The sequence below is a fragment of the Sphingomonas sp. G5 genome, assembly GCF_052660795.1.
Window position 1 is genome coordinate 926,351 of sequence record NZ_CP109660.1, and the last position, 15,969, is coordinate 942,319.

Sequence of the window (15,969 nt, forward strand, 5' to 3'; positions counted from 1 at the left end):
GGTCACCGGTCCCGGCGCCGCCCGACCTTCCAGGATTACCGGTTCCCGCGCCGTCTCGGGTCTGCGCGACCGCGGACGGTCCTGCGACCGCACGCGTGCCGGTCCGTGTGGCGGAGTACACGAAGGGCCCGACCGACAGGAATGTCGACCGGGCCCTTCGTGGAAGATCAGCGCGCGAGCGCTTCTTTCATGATCGTGGCGTGTTCATTCGCGTGCACCTTCGGCGAACCGGTCGCGGTCGAGGCCGCGGCCGCGCGCGAGATGCGACGGATCGCTCGGCCACCGAGCTGGTCGGCGACTTCGAGGGCGATGAACGGCCACGCGCCCTGGTTCTCGGGCTCGTCTTGAACCCACACCAGCTCGGCGTTCGGGTACTGCGCCAACACGGCGGTCAGCTCCTCGATCGGCGCCGGGTAGTACTGCTCGAGACGTACGAGGGCGATCGCGGGGTTCGGGTTCTTGTCGAGCTCGGCTCGCAGGTCCCAGTGGATCTTTCCCGCGTGCAGCAGGACGCGCGTCACGGCGTTCTTGTCGACACCGCGGTCGTCGTCGAGCACCGGCTCGAAGCGACCCTCGAGGAAGTCCTCGACGGGGCTCGTCGCTCCGCGCAAACGCAGCATCGCCTTCGGGGTGAAGACCACGAGGGGGCGACGGGGACGCTGGTAGGCCTGGCGACGCAGCAGGTGGAAGTACGACGCGGGGGTCGAGGGGCGCGCGACGATCATGTTGTCCTGCGCGCACATCTGCAGGTAGCGCTCGATGCGGGCCGATGAGTGGTCGGGACCCTGGCCCTCGTAGCCGTGGGGAAGCAGAAGCACGACGCTCGACTGCTGCGCCCACTTCTGGTCGGCCGACGAGATGAACTCGTCGATCACCGACTGGGCGCCGTTGGCGAAGTCGCCGAATTGCGCCTCCCACAGCACGAGCGCGTCGGAGCGCTCGACCGAGTAGCCGTATTCGAACGCCATCGCGGCGTACTCGCTCAGCAGGGAGTCGTAGACCCAGAATCGGCCCTGGTTCTCGCTGAGGTTCGCGAGGGGCAGCCATTCCTGACCGTTGTCGCGATCGTGGAGCACGGAGTGGCGCTGCACGAAGGTCCCGCGGCGGGAGTCCTGGCCGGCGAGTCGGACCGGGGTGCCCTCCATCAGCACCGAGCCGAAGGCGAGCAGCTCGCCGAAGGCCCAGTCGATGTTGCCGTTGCGGCTCATGTCGTGGCGCTTCTCGAGGAGCTGCTGGAGCTTCGTGTGCACCGTGAAGCCGTCGGGCTTGTTCACGAAGGCGTCGCCGATGTGATGAACGACCTCGCGCGAGACGCCGGTGGTCTCGGGAGCGCCGACCGCCGGTTCTTCGGCAGCGTCCATGGTGACGACGGGGTTCGTGCCGGTCTCGGCCTCGTGCGTGTCGGCGAAGGCGACCTCGAGGCGGTTCTGGAAGTCCTGCTTCGCCTGCTCGTACTCGTCTTCGGTGATGTCGCCGCGGCCGACGAGCGACTCGGTGTACAGACGGCGCACCGATCGCTTCGCCTCGATGAGGTTCGTCATCAGGGGCTGGGTCATCGACGGGTCGTCGCCCTCGTTGTGACCGCGGCGGCGGTAGCAGACCAGGTCGATCACGATGTCGCGGTGGAACTCCTCGCGATACATGAACGCCAGCTCCGCCGCCCGGACGACGGCCTCGGGGTCGTCGCCGTTCACGTGCAGGATCGGCGCCTGGATCGTCTTCGCGACATCGGTGGCGTACACCGAGGTGCGGGCGTCGGTCGGGGTGGTGGTGAAGCCGACCTGGTTGTTGACCACGACGTGGATCGTGCCGCCCGTACGGTAGCCGCGCAGCTGCGACATCTGCAGCGTCTCGACCACGACACCCTGACCCGCGAACGCGGCATCGCCGTGCACGAGGATCGGCAGCCACGAGAACGTGCCGATGGGCTTGCGGTCCTGCTTGGCGCGGACGATGCCCTCGAGCACGCCGTCGACGGTCTCGAGGTGCGAGGGGTTGGCGGCCAAGTACACGGGGAGCTCGTCGCCGGCGTCGCCGACGAAGGTGCCCTCGGTGCCGAGGTGGTACTTCACGTCGCCCGAGCCGCGCTTGCTGCCGATCGCCACGGCGCCCTCGAATTCGCGGAACACGTGACCGTAGGTCTTGCCGGCGATGTTGGTGAGCACGTTCAGGCGACCGCGGTGGGCCATGCCGATCGCGGCGCCGTCCAGGCCCGCGGAGGCCGCGCCCTGCAGGATCTGGTCGAGCAGGGGGATGAGAGACTCGCCGCCCTCGAGGCTGAAGCGCTTCTGGCCGACGTACTTGGTCTGCAGGAAGGTCTCGAACGCCTCGGCCTGGTTCAGCTTCGACAGGATGCGCAGCTGCTCGTCGTGGCCGGGCTTGGTGTACTTGACCTCGACGTTGCGCTGGAACCACTGACGCTGCGCCGGGTCCTGGATGTGCATGTACTCGACGCCCATGGTGCGGCAGTACGAGTCGCGCAGCACGCCCAGGATGTCGCGGAGCTTGGCGACGCGCTTGTTGCCGAGGCCGCCGGTGACGAATTCGCGGTCGAGATCCCAGAACGTGAGCCCGTGCGATTCGATCTCGAGGTCGGGGTGCGTGCGCTGGACGTACTCGAGCGGGTCGATGTCGGCCATGAGGTGGCCGCGCACGCGGAAGGAGTTGATGAGCTCCTGGACGCGGGCGCTCTTATCGATGCGCTCCGAGATGTCGACGCTGATGTCGGCCGCCCAGTGGATGGGGGCGTAGGGGATGCGCAACGCGGCGAAGATGTCGTCGTAGAAGCCGCGCTGCCCGATGAGCAGCTCGTGCACCTTCTTGAGGAACTCGCCGGAGCCGGCACCCTGGATGACGCGGTGGTCGTAGGTGCTGGTGAGCGTGATCGTCTTGCCGATCGCGAGCTCGTTGAGCGTCTTCTCGCTCGCGCCCATGAATTCGGCGGGGTAATCGAGGGCGCCGGCGCCGATGATGGCGCCCTGGCCGCGCATGAGTCGCGGCACCGAATGGACCGTACCGATGCCGCCGGGGTTGGTCAGCGAGACCGTGGTGCCCTGGAAGTCGGCCGGCGTCAGCTTGTTGTTGCGGGCGCGGCGGACGAGGTCTTCGTACGAGGCGAGGAACTCGCCGAACGTGAGCGTGTCGGCGCGCTTGATGCTCGGAACGAGCAGCGCGCGCGAGCCGTCGGGCTTGGGCATGTCGATCGCGATGCCCAGGTTGACGTGCGCGGGGGCCACTACCGAGGGCTTGCCGTCGACTTCGGCGTAGTAGACGTTCTGGCTCGGGAACTCCTTGAGCGCCTGGATCAGCGCCCAGCCGATCAGGTGGGTGAAGCTCACCTTGCCACCGCGCGTGCGCGACATGTGGTTGTTGATGACGATGCGGTTGTCGATCATCAGCTTCGCCGGGATCGTGCGCACGCTCGTCGCGGTGGGGACCGTGAGCGAGTCGTCCATGTTGGATGCCAGGGCCTTCGGCATCCCCTTCAGCACCGTCACGCGGTCTTCCTCGGTGCTCTCGGCAGCCGCGGAGGGAACCGCGTTCGGCGCCTGAGCCGGGATGGGCTGCGGCTTGGCCGGCTTCGCCGTGGTGCGGGCGACGGGCGCCTGTCCGACCACGGGGATCGGGGCCGTCACCGGCTTGGGCTCGGACCCCGCCGACGCCGGGGGCGCGGAGGGCGGGGGAGCGGCGGAGGATCCGTCGACGACCGGGTGGTACGCCTCCAGAATCGGCCACCAGGCCTTGTCTACGGAGTGCTTGTCGACTTTGAACTGTTCGTAGAGTTCGTCTACGAGCCACTCGTTCGCGCCGAACTCGCCCTCGCTCGAAGTACCGACGCCCGTCACCTGGCTCGACACAGTCGATCGCCTGCTTTCCTCGATGAAGATTCCTGTGGATACGCGCACGTCGCCGCGCTGCGTGCTTTCCAGCCTAGCCGAGGAATCTGGACGCCCTTCGGGTCTTTACATTCCCCTGATGTGGTGAGGTGGATGCCATGGAGTTCTCTGGCGCGCAGCCCGATGTCGACCTGACGTACTCGGACGTTTTTCTCGTCCCCCGCCATTCCGAGGTGCGCAGCCGCCTCGACGTGGATCTCGCCCCCGCCGACGGCAGCGGGGCGACCATCCCGTTGGTGTCGGCGAACATGAATTCGGTCACGGGGACCCGACTCGCGGCGACCCTGGCGCGTCGCGGCGGACTCGGCGTCCTGCCGCAGGACATGGCGCTGCACGATCTGGTCGAGGCCGTGTCGTGGGTCAAGTCACAGCCCGCGGCGTGGGACACCCCGCTGATCCTCCCGCCCGAGGCCACCGTCGCCGACGCGCGGCGCATCCTTCCCGCTGTGCCCGGCCGGGGCATCGTCGTGGCGACTCCTCGCGAGGACGGCGTCGTCGCCCTGTCCGAGGTTCGCGGCATCGTGCCGGCGGGGCGCCTGGCCACGGCTCTTCCCGATGCGACGCTCGGCGACATCGCCCGTCGTGACGCCGAGCCCATCGACGCGGCCGAGGTGCACGACCCCCGCGAGGTCTTCGCGCGGATCGAGGCCGCGGGCGTCGACATCGTCCCGGTCGTCGACGGTGACCGCCTCGTCGGCACGCTGTCGGCGCGCAGCGCCCTGCGCGCCTCCGTCTACCGACCGGGCGTCGACGCACGTGGCCGCCTCATCGTCGCCGCCGCGGTCGGGGTGAACGGCGACGTCGCCACCAAGGCACGCGCCCTCGTCGACGCCGGTGTCGACGTCCTCGTCGTCGACACCGCGCACGGTCACCAGGGACAGATGCTGCGCGCGCTGCGCGCGGTGGCCGCACTCGACCTCGGCATCCCGATCGCAGCCGGCAACGTGGTGACCGCCGACGGCGTGGCCGATCTCACCGACGCGGGCGCGACGATCCTCAAGGTGGGCGTGGGCCCGGGGGCGATGTGCACGACCCGAATGATGACGGCCGTCGGCCGGCCCCAGTTCTCGGCGGTGCTCGAGACCGCCGAGGCCGCGCGCAGCGTCGGAGCCCACGTCTGGGCCGACGGCGGGGTGCGCTACCCGCGCGATGTCGCCCTGGCGCTCGCCGCGGGTGCGGCATCCGTCATGGTCGGCTCGTGGTTCGCGGGAACGATCGAGGCTCCGGGCGAACTGCTCACCGACGCCGGCGGCCGCATCTACAAAGAGTCGTGGGGCATGGCTTCGACGAAGGCCGTGCAGGGGCGCTTCGGCGGCCTCGACCCGTTCGAGCGCGCCCGCAAGGAGCTGTTCGCCGAGGGCATCTCGTCGTCGCGCATCTACCTCGATCCCCAGCGTCCGGGCCTGGAGGACCTGCTCGACATGATCACCTCGGGTGTGCGCTCGTCGTTCACGTACGCCGGTGCGGCCACGGTCGCCGAGTTCCACGAGCGCGCTCGTGTGGGCCTGCAGTCGGCCGCGGGCTACGACGAGGGAAAGGCGCTGCCGGTCAGCTGGTGACCGCGCGCTCGAGGCCGACCGCGGCCTCGAGCGTGATCCATGCCCCCAGCTGCACCGAGAGGTCGAGGTCGTCGCCTTCCGCTCGCGCGGGTCGACGAGGGTCCGCCGGGAAGAGTCCCTCCCGGCACCCGCCCCAGAGGGCGTCGGCGTTTCGTGCCACGAGGCGCCGAGCCGTCCGCGCGAGGACGTCGCCCTCGGCATCCGGCCCCTTCGCGAGATCCCGGGCCGCCTGGGCCAGATAGCGGGCCAGGATGCCGGCGAACAGGCCGCCGTCGCCCCCTCCGGCCGCCGGGAAGAGACCGTCGTCGTCGGCGCACCACCGCTCGACGGCCCGTACCAGGGCGCGAGTGCGTTCGATGTGCGACCACTCATCGTGCGCGGGATCCGCGAGAGCGGGTCCGCCGATCATCAGCTCGAGGCCGATGACGGCGCCCTGGTTGTAGGTCCAGAGCTCGGGGCGGGTCACCCCGTGCTCGATGCCGTCGCGCACGAGATGCGAGGACGGATCGTCGAGGACGGACGCCATCCACCCGGCTAAGCCGGCGGCCTCGGTGCGTCGTCCGGTCAGGGCCAGCACCATGCCGCCCGGGGCGTTGGCCGGAGCGTTGTACAGCTCGCTGTCCACGCGCCAGGGAAGGGCGCCGACGGTCGGGTCCACGGCATCGGCCAGTGTCCGTGCGATCTTGCGCAGGGCGCGGGGATGCCGCCCGCTCTCCGCGAGGGCCAGCCCCATCCACGCGATGTCGTCGTAGAAGGGCGTCGTCCACCGGCCGAGCGTACGCAGGGTCACCCCGCGCGCCACGCGCCGGATGAGGCGCCGCCGACGCGCATCGGGGCGATGCGTCTCGGCGTCGGCGAGAACGTGGAGCAGGTGCGCGTGCCACCAGTAATGCCACGTCCGGGGGTTCTCGCGACCGGGCACCGCAGCGTGCGCCCAGGCGACCGGACCGTAACGGCGGAGGTAGCGATCGAGCACCGCGCGTTCCGCGGCGGCGGCGCGCTGCTGCGCCGTGGCGTCGGCATCCATTCGTCCATCCTCCCCAGCGGGTGCGGAGTTGCACGAGACGGATGCCGAGGGGCCGGGGCTGCAATAGAATCGTCCGCACGATGGACGACCCTCCCAGTTGTAGACCCAGGCCCCAACGACCCTCTTCCGCCGAGCGATCGAGCGGGGGTGATGCCTGATGGATTACGTCATGCTGGTTGTGGGGCTCGTGCTCACCGTGGGAACCGGACTCTTCGTCGCGAGCGAGTTCGCCCTCGTCAACCTCGACCGTGCCGACCTCGAATCGCGTCGTGCCGCCGGGGAGACCCGGCTGTCGTTGACGATCGATGCTCTTCGCATCACGTCGACGCACCTGTCGAGCGCGCAACTCGGGATCACCCTCACCACGCTGCTCACCGGTTACACGATGGAACCGGCGATCTCGAACCTGCTGAGGCCGGTGTTCCAGACCTGGGGACTGCCCGAGGCGATCACGGTGTCGCTCGCCGCGATCATCGGTGTCGGCTTCGCCACGGTGCTCTCGATGATCCTCGGCGAGCTCGTCCCCAAGAACTTCGCGCTGGCGATTCCGCGGCAGACAGGCAAGCTCGTCATGCCCTTCCAGGTCGCGTTCACGGCGGTGTTCAAGCCCGCGATCGTCGTGCTCAACGGCAGCGCCAACGGCGTCTTGCGCGCCATGGGCGTCGAGCCCAAGGAGGAGCTGTCGGGAGCGCGTTCCGCCGAGGAGCTGTCGAGCCTCGTCAAGCGCTCGGCCAGCGCGGGCATGCTCGAGAAAGACACGGCGTCCCTCCTCGATCGCAGTCTCACCTTCGCGCGCCTCAGCGCGGCCGATGTGATGACCCCGCGGCCGAGCGTGCACGCGCTCGCCGCGGGCGACCCCGCCGACGACGTGGTGCAGCTCGCCCGGCGCACCGGCCACAGTCGCTTCCCCGTGTACGGCGAGTCGATGGACGACATCGTCGGCGTCGTGCACCTCAAGGCCGCGATCGGCGTGCCGCGCGAGAAGCGCGGTGAGGTGCCCGTGGCCGCCCTGTCGACCGAGCCGCTGCGCGTCCCCGAGACCGTGCACCTCGACGCCCTCGTCTCGGAGCTGCGCTCGCGCGGCTACCAGATGGCGATCGTCATCGACGAGTACGGCGGAACGGCCGGAGTCGTCACCCTCGAAGACCTCGTGGAGGAGATCGTGGGCGAGGTGCTCGACGAGCACGACCGCTCACGCGCCGGCGTGGTGCGCACGAACGCCTTCGTCGCCTTCCCGGGCGATCTGCGCCCCGACGAGGCCCTCGACCGTGCCGGGGTGCGCGTGCCCGAGGGCGAGGTCTACGACACGGTGGGCGGATACATCATGGCCGCGCTCGAGCGCATCCCCGCCGTCGGCGACACCGTCGATCTCGAGGACGGACGACTCGCCGTGCAGCGCATGGACGGCCGTCGCGTCGATCGCGTGCAGTTCACGCCGACCCCGGTCGAGCAGAACGTCGGCGACCTCGTCCGCGAGGCGAAGGGCGGTGACCAGCGATGAGCGACTGGGCCGGAATCGCCTGGCTGGTGGTCCTCCTGGCCGCCAACGCCTTCTTCGTCGGCGCCGAGTTCGCCGTCATCTCGGCACGACGCTCGCAGATCGAGCCGCACGCCGACCGGGGATCGCGCGCCGCCAAGACGGCGCTGTACGCGATGGAGCACGCGACCCTCATGCTGGCGACCTGCCAGCTGGGTATCACGATCTGCTCGCTGCTGATCCTGAACGTCTCGGAGCCCGCGATCCATCACCTGCTCGCGGGACCGCTGGGGCTCACCGGCATTCCCGAGGCGGCGGTGGACGTCGTCGGCTTCGTCGTCGCTCTGCTGGTGGTGTCGTACCTGCACGTGGTGTTCGGCGAGATGGTCCCGAAGAACCTGGCGTTCTCGTTGCCGGACCGCGCCGTCCTGATGCTCGCCCCGCCGCTCGTGGCCGTCTCGAAGGCGTTCCACCCGATCATCGTGGCGCTCAACTGGACCGCGAACCACGTGCTGCGGCTGTTCCGTGTCGAGCCGAAGGACGAGGCCGCCTCGACCTACACGCTCGACGAGGTCGCCACGATCGTCACGCAGTCGCGCCGCGAGGGCGTCCTCGACGACTCGGCTGGAACGGTCACCGCCGTGGTGGAGTTCACCGAGAAGAAGGCGGCCGACATCGCGGTGCCCGTCAGCGCGCTGGTGACCCTCCCCGAGACGACCACCCCCGCAGAGATCGAGCGGGCCGTCGCCCAGCACGGCTACTCGCGCTACGTGATCGTCGACGAGACGGGGCACCCCACCGGGTACGTGCACCTCAAAGACGTGCTGCGCGCGGCGGAGGGATCGGATGCCGACATGGCGCGGCCCATCCCGAGCAAGCGCGTGCACCACATGGTGTCGATGCTCGAGACCACCGACCTCGAGGACGCTCTGGCTCTGATGCGTCGGTCCGGTCGCCACCTCGCACAGGTGCGCGACGAGCGCGGCGACGTGCAGTCGGTCCTCTTCCTCGAGGACGTCATCGAAGAGCTGGTCGGCGAAGTGCAGGACGCCACCGAGCGTCGTCGCTTCGTCTGAACACGACACCGGATGCCGCGGAGCCGGGGCTCCGTGGCATCCGGTGTCTTCGTGTGAGGTCGCGCGGGTGCGAGCGGCCGGCGCGGCGCGAGATCACGTGACCGTGCCCACAGCACCCGTCGTGGCGCGTGCTGTGGGCGAGATCACGTGATCCGGCCCCTGAAGCGGGCGGTACGGCGCGAGATCACGTGACCTGGATCGGGGCGGTGGTCAGTAGGCGCGAAGGTACTGCGCGGGGGCGGGGGAGTCCGCACCGAGAGCGGCCGCGGCGCGCAGCGCGTAGTGCGGGTCGCGGAGCCACTCCCGACCCGACATGATCGCATCGGCGCGCCCGTCGGCGAGGATCTGCTCGCCGAACGTGGGGTCGTCGATCATGCCGACCGCGCTGACCAGGAGCCCCGTCTCGCGGCGCACGGTGTCGGCATAGTCGACCTGGTAGCCGGGGCCGGGGACGATGCGCTGCTCGGGCACGAGGCCTCCGCTGGACACATCGATGAGGTCGGCGCCCGCGTCGGCGACGAGACGGGCGGCGGCCACGGTGTCGGCGACGTCCCAGCCGCCGTCGGCCGCGTCGGTCGCCGAGAAGCGCACGAACACGGCGGCGTCCCCCGCGGCGGCGCGAACCGCCTCGGTCACGCGGACCAGCAGGCGCACGCGGTTCTCGAACGACCCGCCGTACGCGTCGTCGCGGTGGTTGGTGAGGGGAGAGAGGAACTGGTGCAGCAGGTAGCCGTGGGCGGCGTGCACCTCGACGACCTCGAAACCGGCGCGAACGGCCCGGCGGGTGGCATCCGCGAAGTCGGTGACGACCTTCTCGATCCCCCCGGCATCGAGAGCGACGGGGGCGGCGAAGCTGTCGTAGGCCAGGGCCGAGGGAGCGACGGTGGTCCAACCCCCCTCGGCGGCAGCGATCGTGCCGCGGCCCCCGGTGAGGGGCGAGGTGGTCGAGGCCTTCCGGCCGGCGTGGCCGAGCTGCACCCCGGCGACGGCACCGCGCGAGCGGATCGCGGCGACGATGGGGGTCCACGCCTCCGCCTGCTCGTCGGTCCAGATACCGGCGTCCTCGGGCGAGATGCGGCCCTCGGGCGAGACGGCCGTCGCCTCGGCGATCACCATGCCGGCACCGCCCGCGGCGAACTGCGCGAGGTGCACGTGGTGCCAGTCGTTCGGGACCCCCTCGATCGCGCTGTACTGACACATGGGGGAGACCCAGAGGCGGTTGCGCACCTCGGTACCGCGGATGGACAGGGGTGTGAAGAGGGCACTCATGAGGACCTTTGCGTTCTAGGGTGACGCCATGACGGCGAAGGACTTCAGCGGGCACGATGTCGCCCGCGCACTGCGGAAGCCAACGGCGGACGACGACAAGTATGCCCGCGGGGTGGTCGGGCTGCGAACCGGCTCGGCCCGGTACCCGGGCGCTGCGGTGCTCGGTGTCGAGGCCGCGTGGCGCACCGGGACGGGGATGGTCCGCTACCTCGGCCCCGCACGTGCCCAGGACTTCGTGCTGCAGCGTCGCCCCGAGACCGTGACGGCCGACGGGCGCGTGCAGGCGTGGGTGATGGGATCGGGTACGGATGCCGCCGAGCGCGACGCGGCCGAGACCGCAGCGCTGCGCGGCATCCTGTCGGGTGAGATCCCCGTGGTCGTCGATGCCGGGGCGCTGAATCTCGTCGCGGGAGCGACGGCCCCCGTGATCGTCACGCCCCACGCGCGGGAGCTCGACCGGTTGCGCGACGGTCTCGGGTTGCCGAGGGTCGATGCGCGCGACGACGACGCGCGAGAGGCGGCGGCGCGAGAGACGGCCGAGGCCTTCGGGGGAGTCGTGCTCTCGAAGGGCGCGGTCACGATCGTCGCGGCGGCCGGGGGCTGGACGCGACGCGTCTCGGCCGGGACGCCGTGGCTCGCGACCGCGGGCACCGGCGACGTGCTCGGCGGAGTGCTCGGGGCCGTGCTGGCGGGATCGGTGGCCGCCGGGCGGGACGGCGTGGAGGATCTGGCCGCCGCAGCCGCCGCGGCCGCATGGTTGCACGGGAGGGCCGGGCGGGTGGCATCCCTCGCCCGCGGCGACGGCGGGGGCCCCATCGCGGCACTCGACGTCGCCGAAGCCCTGCCGGGCGTCGTGGCCGCGGTGCTGAGGGACTCGATCGCGTAACGGTTCTCCGCGCCGAGCCGCTCGACGGCGGGGGTCCGGCCCGCCCTGGTCCGGGGCGCCGCGCGTCGCCCGCTTAGGATGAGGCGGTGTTGAGGCGTGTCGTTCCCCTGTTGGTCGCATTCGTCGCCGTGCACGTCGTGGTGGGGATCCTGGGCTACCAGCAGCCCAACGAACCCATGGGCGATGTGTACCTGGTGTACGAACCCTGGTCGCGGTGCGCCCTCTTCGGCGGCGTCGATGTGACCTCGTGCACGCGGAGCGACGCGTGGGCCTGGCCGGGCATCACCGAGAAGTGGATCTATCCGCAGCTCGCGTTCCTGCCGATGACGTTCGCGTGGGTCTTCGCCTGGGCCGTCGGCTACACCCCGGCGTGGGCGATCACCGTCGCGCTCTTCAACCTCGTCGCCTTCGTCGTGCTGGTCGGCAAGGGGCGTTCGACCGGTCGTGTGCTCGCCGCCTGGTTCTGGCTCGCCGCCATCCTGCTGATCGGCCCCGTGGGGCTGTACCGCATCGACGGCATCACGGTGCCCTTCGCGATCCTCGGCAGCATCTGGATGCTCCGGCGCCCGTTCGTGGCCTCCCTTCTGCTCTCGATCTCGGTGTGGATGAAGGTGTGGCCCGCCGCGATCCTCGCCGCCGGGCTCATCGTCGTTCGCCGCCGGCTCGCTCTCGTGTGGGGAGCCGTCGCGGTGTCGCTCGCGACGATCATCCCCGTCGTGGCCCTGGGCGGAGCGCCCTATGTCTTCGGCTTCGTCGGCGACCAGACCTCGCGCGGCATCCAGATGGAGGCCCCCGTCGGCGGTCTGTACATGTTCCTCGCCGCGTTCTACGTGCCGGGGAGCGAGGTCTACTACGACGGCGGCGTGCTCACCTTCCAGGTGACCGGGCCCGGGGCCGAGCCCCTCATCGCCGCGATGACACCGATCATGCTGCTCACGATGGTCGCCGTCGCGATCGTCGGCGTGGCGAAGATGCGCCGCGGGGCGACCTTCCTCTCGCTCTTCCCACCACTGACCCTGGCACTGGTGACGGCGTTCATCGCGCTGAACAAGGTCGGCTCCCCCCAGTACTACGTGTGGCTGTTCGCTCCTGTCGTGCTCGGACTCATGATCGACCGCCGTCGCTGGTACGCCTTCGCCGGGATGACGCTCGTGATCGCCGCGCTCACGCAGTGGATGTACCCGCTGCTGTACGACGGACTCATGGCGACGCACCCGAACCCCTTCCCCGTGGTGGTGCTCGAGGCGCGCAACCTGCTCGCCCTCGTGCTGCTGGTGTGGGCGATCGTGCGCGTCGTGCGCGTTCCCACGGGGCGTGTGCGTCCGCCGGCGGGGCTTCGCGAGATCGTGACGGGGCGCCGTCCGATCCCGGCCCGGGTTCCGACCGGGCGCTGATCGGGGCGAGCCGTCCCGTGTCGCGGGGCGGAGACGTAGTCTCGATCCATGCTCATCGCTTTCTCGGTCGCCCCGTCCGGTGTCGGCACCGCCGCCACGGAGAACCCCGACGGATCCGTTCACGACGCGGTCGCCGCGGCTGTCGCCGTCGTGCGCGCCTCGGGCTTACCGCACCGCACGACCTCGATGTTCACCGAGGTCGAGGGGGAGTGGGACGAGGTGTTCGCCGTGGTGAAGGCGGCGACGGATGCCGTGATGCCCTACGGATCGCGTGTCTCGCTGGTGCTGAAGGCGGATATCCGCCCCGGGCGCACCGGTGAGCTCGACGGCAAGATCGAACGCCTCGAGAACGCTTTGGAGCGCCGCGCGGACTGACCCCCGGGGCGGGGGGAGCGTTCGGCGACCACGCCACTCCCGACTCTCGAAACGATTCGACCCGAGCCCGCGCGCCGACTAGCATCGCCTGGTGACCTCTTCGACGACCTCGAGAGGTGCGGCGATGCGGGCGCTCCTTTCTCTCGCCATCGGCAGTTTCGGCATCGGCATGACCGAGTTCGTGGTGATGGGCCTGCTGCCCAACATCGCCCGCGAACTCGTCCCCGGTGCGTGGGCCGCGTCCCCGGACGACGCGATCGCCCAGGCGGGCTGGCTCATCTCGCTCTACGCCCTGGGCGTCGTCGTCGGAGCTCCCACGATCGCCGGCTCCGTGGCCCGCTTCCCGCGGAACCGCGTGATGATCGTGCTGGCCGCGGCCCTGGCGTTCTTCACCCTGCTGACCGTGATCGCCCCCACGTTCGAGCTCGTCGCGGCATCCCGCTTCCTCGCCGGGCTCCCTCACGGCGCGTACTTCGGCATCGGTGCTCTCGTCGCCGCCGACGCTCTCGGCCCGGGCAACCGCGCCAAGGGCGTGGCGTTCGTCCTCACGGGCCTGACGATCGCCAACGTCGTCGGCGTTCCCCTCGGTACCCTCCTCGGTCAACAGGTCGGCTGGCGCGCCGCCTTCGCCGTGGTCACCGCCATCTTCCTGCTCGCGACGATCTGCATCGCCCTGTTCGTGCCGAAGCACCCCGGCTCACCGGGGCGGCGGCTGCGCGACGAGCTGCGAGTGTTCCGCATCGGTCAGGTCTGGCTCGCCCTCGGCATCGGGGCGATCGGTTTCGGCGGGTTCTTCGCGATGTACAGCTACATCGCCCCCATGATCACCGAGATCGCGGGTCAGCCCGAGTGGGCCGTCTCGCTCGTGCTGGTGCTCGTGGGCATCGGCATGACGATCGGCAACATCGTCGGCGGCGCCCTCGCCGACAAAGACCTGCGGTTCTGGCTCTTCACGGGCCTCGTCGCCCTGGGGGCGGCATCCGTCGGTCTGGCCCTGACGGCGGGGTGGATCGTGAGCCTGGTGCTGTTCGCGTTCCTCGTGGCGTTCTGCGGCTCGGCGCTGAGCCCCGCGATCCAGACGCGCCTCATGGACGTGGCCGAAGACAACCAGTCGATCGCCGCGGCCCTCAACCACTCGGCGCTGAACATCGGCAACAGCCTCGGTGCCTTCTTGGGCGGTCTCGCGATCGCCGCCGGGCTCGGTCTCGTGGCGCCGGCGTGGGTCGGTGCGGTGCTCGCCGCGGGTGGGCTCGTCGTGGCGATCGTGGCGTACCGGGTCGAGGACCGCACCGGACGCCACCCCGATCACCGGATGCCGGCGGCCGAGGCCGCGCAGACCGCGATCACCGGATCGATCCCGACGCAGGGTTGACGCGGTCGGCCGGCCGCCTCCCGCGAGTGTCCAGAACACCCGGACGTTCCGCTGCATTGTCCGGGTGTCGTGGACACTCACGGGTCCACCGACGACCGGGCGTCCCGCGAGGACCGGGCGTCCCGCGGCGACCGGGCGTCCCGCGGCCACCCGGCGTCCGGCGACGCTGTCGTGTCGCGCGCGTTTCGCGGCGGGCGACCCTCGAGTGTCCACGACACCCGGGCGTTTCGCGACGTCGTCCGGGTGTCGTGGACACTCGACCAGGCGCAGCGGTCGTCGCCATCACCGCCGCTCGGGCCGCGACCCGCACTTGGCGCGCGGGCGGGCTCGCGCGGTGACGGGAACCCCGTCGGGCGGATCGGCGGATGCCGTGGGCTCGCGGCATCCGCCGATCGTCAGGTCGCGAGGAGTCGGCGCAGGTGCGCGGCGACCGCGGCGGTCTCGATGAGGAAGCCGTCGTGGCCGAAGTCGCTCGAGAGGACGATCGCGCTGTCTGCGTCGAGGGTGTTCGGGATGCCGCGGGCGATGCGGTGCTGCCCGTCGATGGGGAACAGGCGGTCGCTGTCGACGCCCAGGACGAGGGTCGTGGCGGTGACGCGGCGCAGCGCGTCTTCGACGCCGTCGCGGTCGCGGCCGACGTCGTGCGAGTTCATCGCCTCGACGAGGACGAGGTAGCTGTTGGCGTCGAAGCGCCGCGTGAACTTGTTGCCGTGGAAGTCGAGGTACGACTCGACGGCGAAGCGACCACCGCGGCCGAGTGGGCTCACCCCCGACTGCCACGATCGCTGGAAACGCTGGTTCAGTTCGGTGGGGCTGCGGTAGTTGAGCAGCGCCATGCGCCGGGCGAGGGCGAGACCGCGGTGCGGGCCGTCGCCGTCGCCGGAGTCGTAGTACTCGCCACCCGCGAAGCGCGGGTCGACGCGCACGGTGTCGAGCTGCACGGAGTTCAACGCGATCTGGTCGGCCGTGGTGACGGGGGGTGCGGAGAGGATCGCCGCGCGCTCGACGCGGTCGGGGAAGCCGACGGCCCACTCGAGCGCGTGCATTCCGCCCATCGACCCGCCGACGACGGCGTTCCAGCGCTCGATGCCGAGCTGGTCGGCGAGGAGGGCCTGGGCTCGCACCTGGTCGCGGATCGTGAGGTACGGGAAGCGCGAGGCCCACTCGTAGCCGTCGGGGGCGACGCTCGCGGGACCCGTGGAGCCCTGGCAGCCGCCCAGCATGTTCGGAGCGACGACGAAGTACCGGTCGGTGTCGATCGCGGCCCCCGGCCCCACGAGGTCGCTCCACCAACCGGCCGTGGGGTGCCCGGGACCGGCGGAGCCGCGGACGTGGCTGTCGCCGGTGAGGGCGTGCAGGATGAGCACGGCGTTGTCGCGCGCGGGGGAGAGCTCCCCCCAGGTCTCGAACGCGAGGCGGAACGCCGGGAGGGACTCGCCGCTCTCGGTCTCGAAGACGCCGAAGGCGGCGAAGCGCCGGTCTCCGACGGGGTCGCCGTCGCGCCACGCGCCGGTCGCGGGGGGTCTGCCGAGGAGGGAGCGGGCGTCCGCCTCCGTCACCGGGGCCGAGGGCACCGTGTCTTCGGAGATCTGCCAGTCCATGGCATCCATTCTCCCTAGGTGAGGAGGATCGCCACGA

The 15,969-nt window shown here is 70.7% G+C and carries 11 protein-coding genes; 7 read left to right on the forward strand and 4 right to left on the reverse strand.

What is annotated here, in order from left to right; all coding sequences use genetic code 11:
• Positions 1-167 precede the first annotated feature (167 nt).
• The gene (locus tag NE358_RS04410) at positions 168-3,857 is read right to left on the reverse strand and encodes a multifunctional oxoglutarate decarboxylase/oxoglutarate dehydrogenase thiamine pyrophosphate-binding subunit/dihydrolipoyllysine-residue succinyltransferase subunit (protein ID WP_103210057.1); all 3,690 of its coding nucleotides are present in this window, start codon (positions 3,855-3,857) and stop codon (positions 168-170) included.
• Between the two features lie 137 nt (positions 3,858-3,994).
• Between NE358_RS04410 and guaB1 the strand changes: the two genes are divergently transcribed.
• Complete coding sequence (gene guaB1, locus NE358_RS04415) at positions 3,995-5,455, forward strand: GMP reductase (RefSeq protein ID WP_289941874.1); 1,461 nt, start codon at positions 3,995-3,997, stop codon at positions 5,453-5,455.
• Here guaB1 and NE358_RS04420 read toward each other — a convergent pair.
• Positions 5,445-6,482 (reverse strand): glycoside hydrolase family 76 protein, encoded by a 1,038-nt coding sequence (locus tag NE358_RS04420; protein ID WP_289941876.1) that lies wholly within the window; start codon positions 6,480-6,482, stop codon positions 5,445-5,447. The two genes, guaB1 and NE358_RS04420, sit on opposite strands and share 11 nt — an antisense overlap.
• Positions 6,483-6,651: 169 nt before the next feature.
• Here NE358_RS04420 and NE358_RS04425 point away from each other — a divergent pair, with 169 nt between their 5' ends.
• Positions 6,652-7,983, forward strand: a complete 1,332-nt coding sequence (locus tag NE358_RS04425) for a hemolysin family protein (protein WP_499318318.1) — start codon at positions 6,652-6,654, stop codon at positions 7,981-7,983.
• Positions 7,980-9,035, forward strand: coding sequence for a hemolysin family protein (locus NE358_RS04430; RefSeq protein ID WP_103210066.1), 1,056 nt, complete (start codon positions 7,980-7,982; stop codon positions 9,033-9,035). The genes NE358_RS04425 and NE358_RS04430 overlap by 4 nt, the downstream gene beginning before the upstream one ends.
• 210 nt (positions 9,036-9,245) lie before the next feature.
• Here NE358_RS04430 and NE358_RS04435 read toward each other — a convergent pair whose 3' ends face one another.
• Positions 9,246-10,304: an NADH:flavin oxidoreductase/NADH oxidase gene (locus tag NE358_RS04435; RefSeq protein ID WP_141375440.1), complete on the reverse strand. Its 1,059-nt coding sequence runs from the start codon at positions 10,302-10,304 to the stop codon at positions 9,246-9,248.
• 28 nt (positions 10,305-10,332) lie between these two features.
• Between NE358_RS04435 and NE358_RS04440 the strand changes: the two genes are divergently transcribed.
• The 4 genes from NE358_RS04440 (at position 10,333) to NE358_RS04455 (ending at position 14,331) form a co-directional block, all read left to right on the forward strand.
• On the forward strand, positions 10,333-11,190 hold the full coding sequence (locus NE358_RS04440) for an ADP-dependent NAD(P)H-hydrate dehydratase (RefSeq protein WP_289941882.1): 858 nt from the start codon (positions 10,333-10,335) through the stop codon (positions 11,188-11,190).
• Positions 11,191-11,276: 86 nt separating this feature from the next.
• On the forward strand, positions 11,277-12,584 hold the full coding sequence (locus NE358_RS04445) for a glycosyltransferase family protein (protein ID WP_103210073.1): 1,308 nt from the start codon (positions 11,277-11,279) through the stop codon (positions 12,582-12,584).
• Positions 12,585-12,632: 48 nt separating this feature from the next.
• Complete coding sequence (locus tag NE358_RS04450) at positions 12,633-12,959, forward strand: thiamine-binding protein (RefSeq protein WP_103210075.1); 327 nt, start codon at positions 12,633-12,635, stop codon at positions 12,957-12,959.
• Positions 12,960-13,050: 91 nt separating this feature from the next.
• Positions 13,051-14,331 (forward strand): MFS transporter, encoded by a 1,281-nt coding sequence (locus tag NE358_RS04455; RefSeq protein WP_289941889.1) that lies wholly within the window; start codon positions 13,051-13,053, stop codon positions 14,329-14,331.
• A 395-nt stretch (positions 14,332-14,726) separates the two neighbouring features.
• Here the strand turns inward: NE358_RS04455 and metX are convergent, their stop codons facing one another.
• The gene (gene metX / locus NE358_RS04460; RefSeq protein ID WP_116238474.1) at positions 14,727-15,932 is read right to left on the reverse strand and encodes a homoserine O-acetyltransferase MetX; all 1,206 of its coding nucleotides are present in this window, start codon (positions 15,930-15,932) and stop codon (positions 14,727-14,729) included.
• Positions 15,933-15,969: the final 37 nt, after the last annotated feature.

Bases quoted from the DNA above. Each gene is read 5' to 3' on its own strand.
- guaB1 (WP_289941874.1), top strand. From the start codon at position 3,995: ATGGAGTTCTCTGGCGCGCAGCCCGATGTCGACCTGACGTACTCGGAC.
- NE358_RS04425 (WP_499318318.1), top strand. From the start codon at position 6,652: ATGCTGGTTGTGGGGCTCGTGCTCACCGTGGGAACCGGACTCTTCGTC.
- NE358_RS04440 (WP_289941882.1), top strand. From the start codon at position 10,333: ATGACGGCGAAGGACTTCAGCGGGCACGATGTCGCCCGCGCACTGCGG.
- NE358_RS04420 (WP_289941876.1), bottom strand. From the start codon at position 6,482: ATGGATGCCGACGCCACGGCGCAGCAGCGCGCCGCCGCCGCGGAACGC.
- NE358_RS04430 (WP_103210066.1), top strand. From the start codon at position 7,980: ATGAGCGACTGGGCCGGAATCGCCTGGCTGGTGGTCCTCCTGGCCGCC.
- NE358_RS04450 (WP_103210075.1), top strand. From the start codon at position 12,633: ATGCTCATCGCTTTCTCGGTCGCCCCGTCCGGTGTCGGCACCGCCGCC.
- metX (WP_116238474.1), bottom strand. From the start codon at position 15,932: ATGGACTGGCAGATCTCCGAAGACACGGTGCCCTCGGCCCCGGTGACG.
- NE358_RS04435 (WP_141375440.1), bottom strand. From the start codon at position 10,304: ATGAGTGCCCTCTTCACACCCCTGTCCATCCGCGGTACCGAGGTGCGC.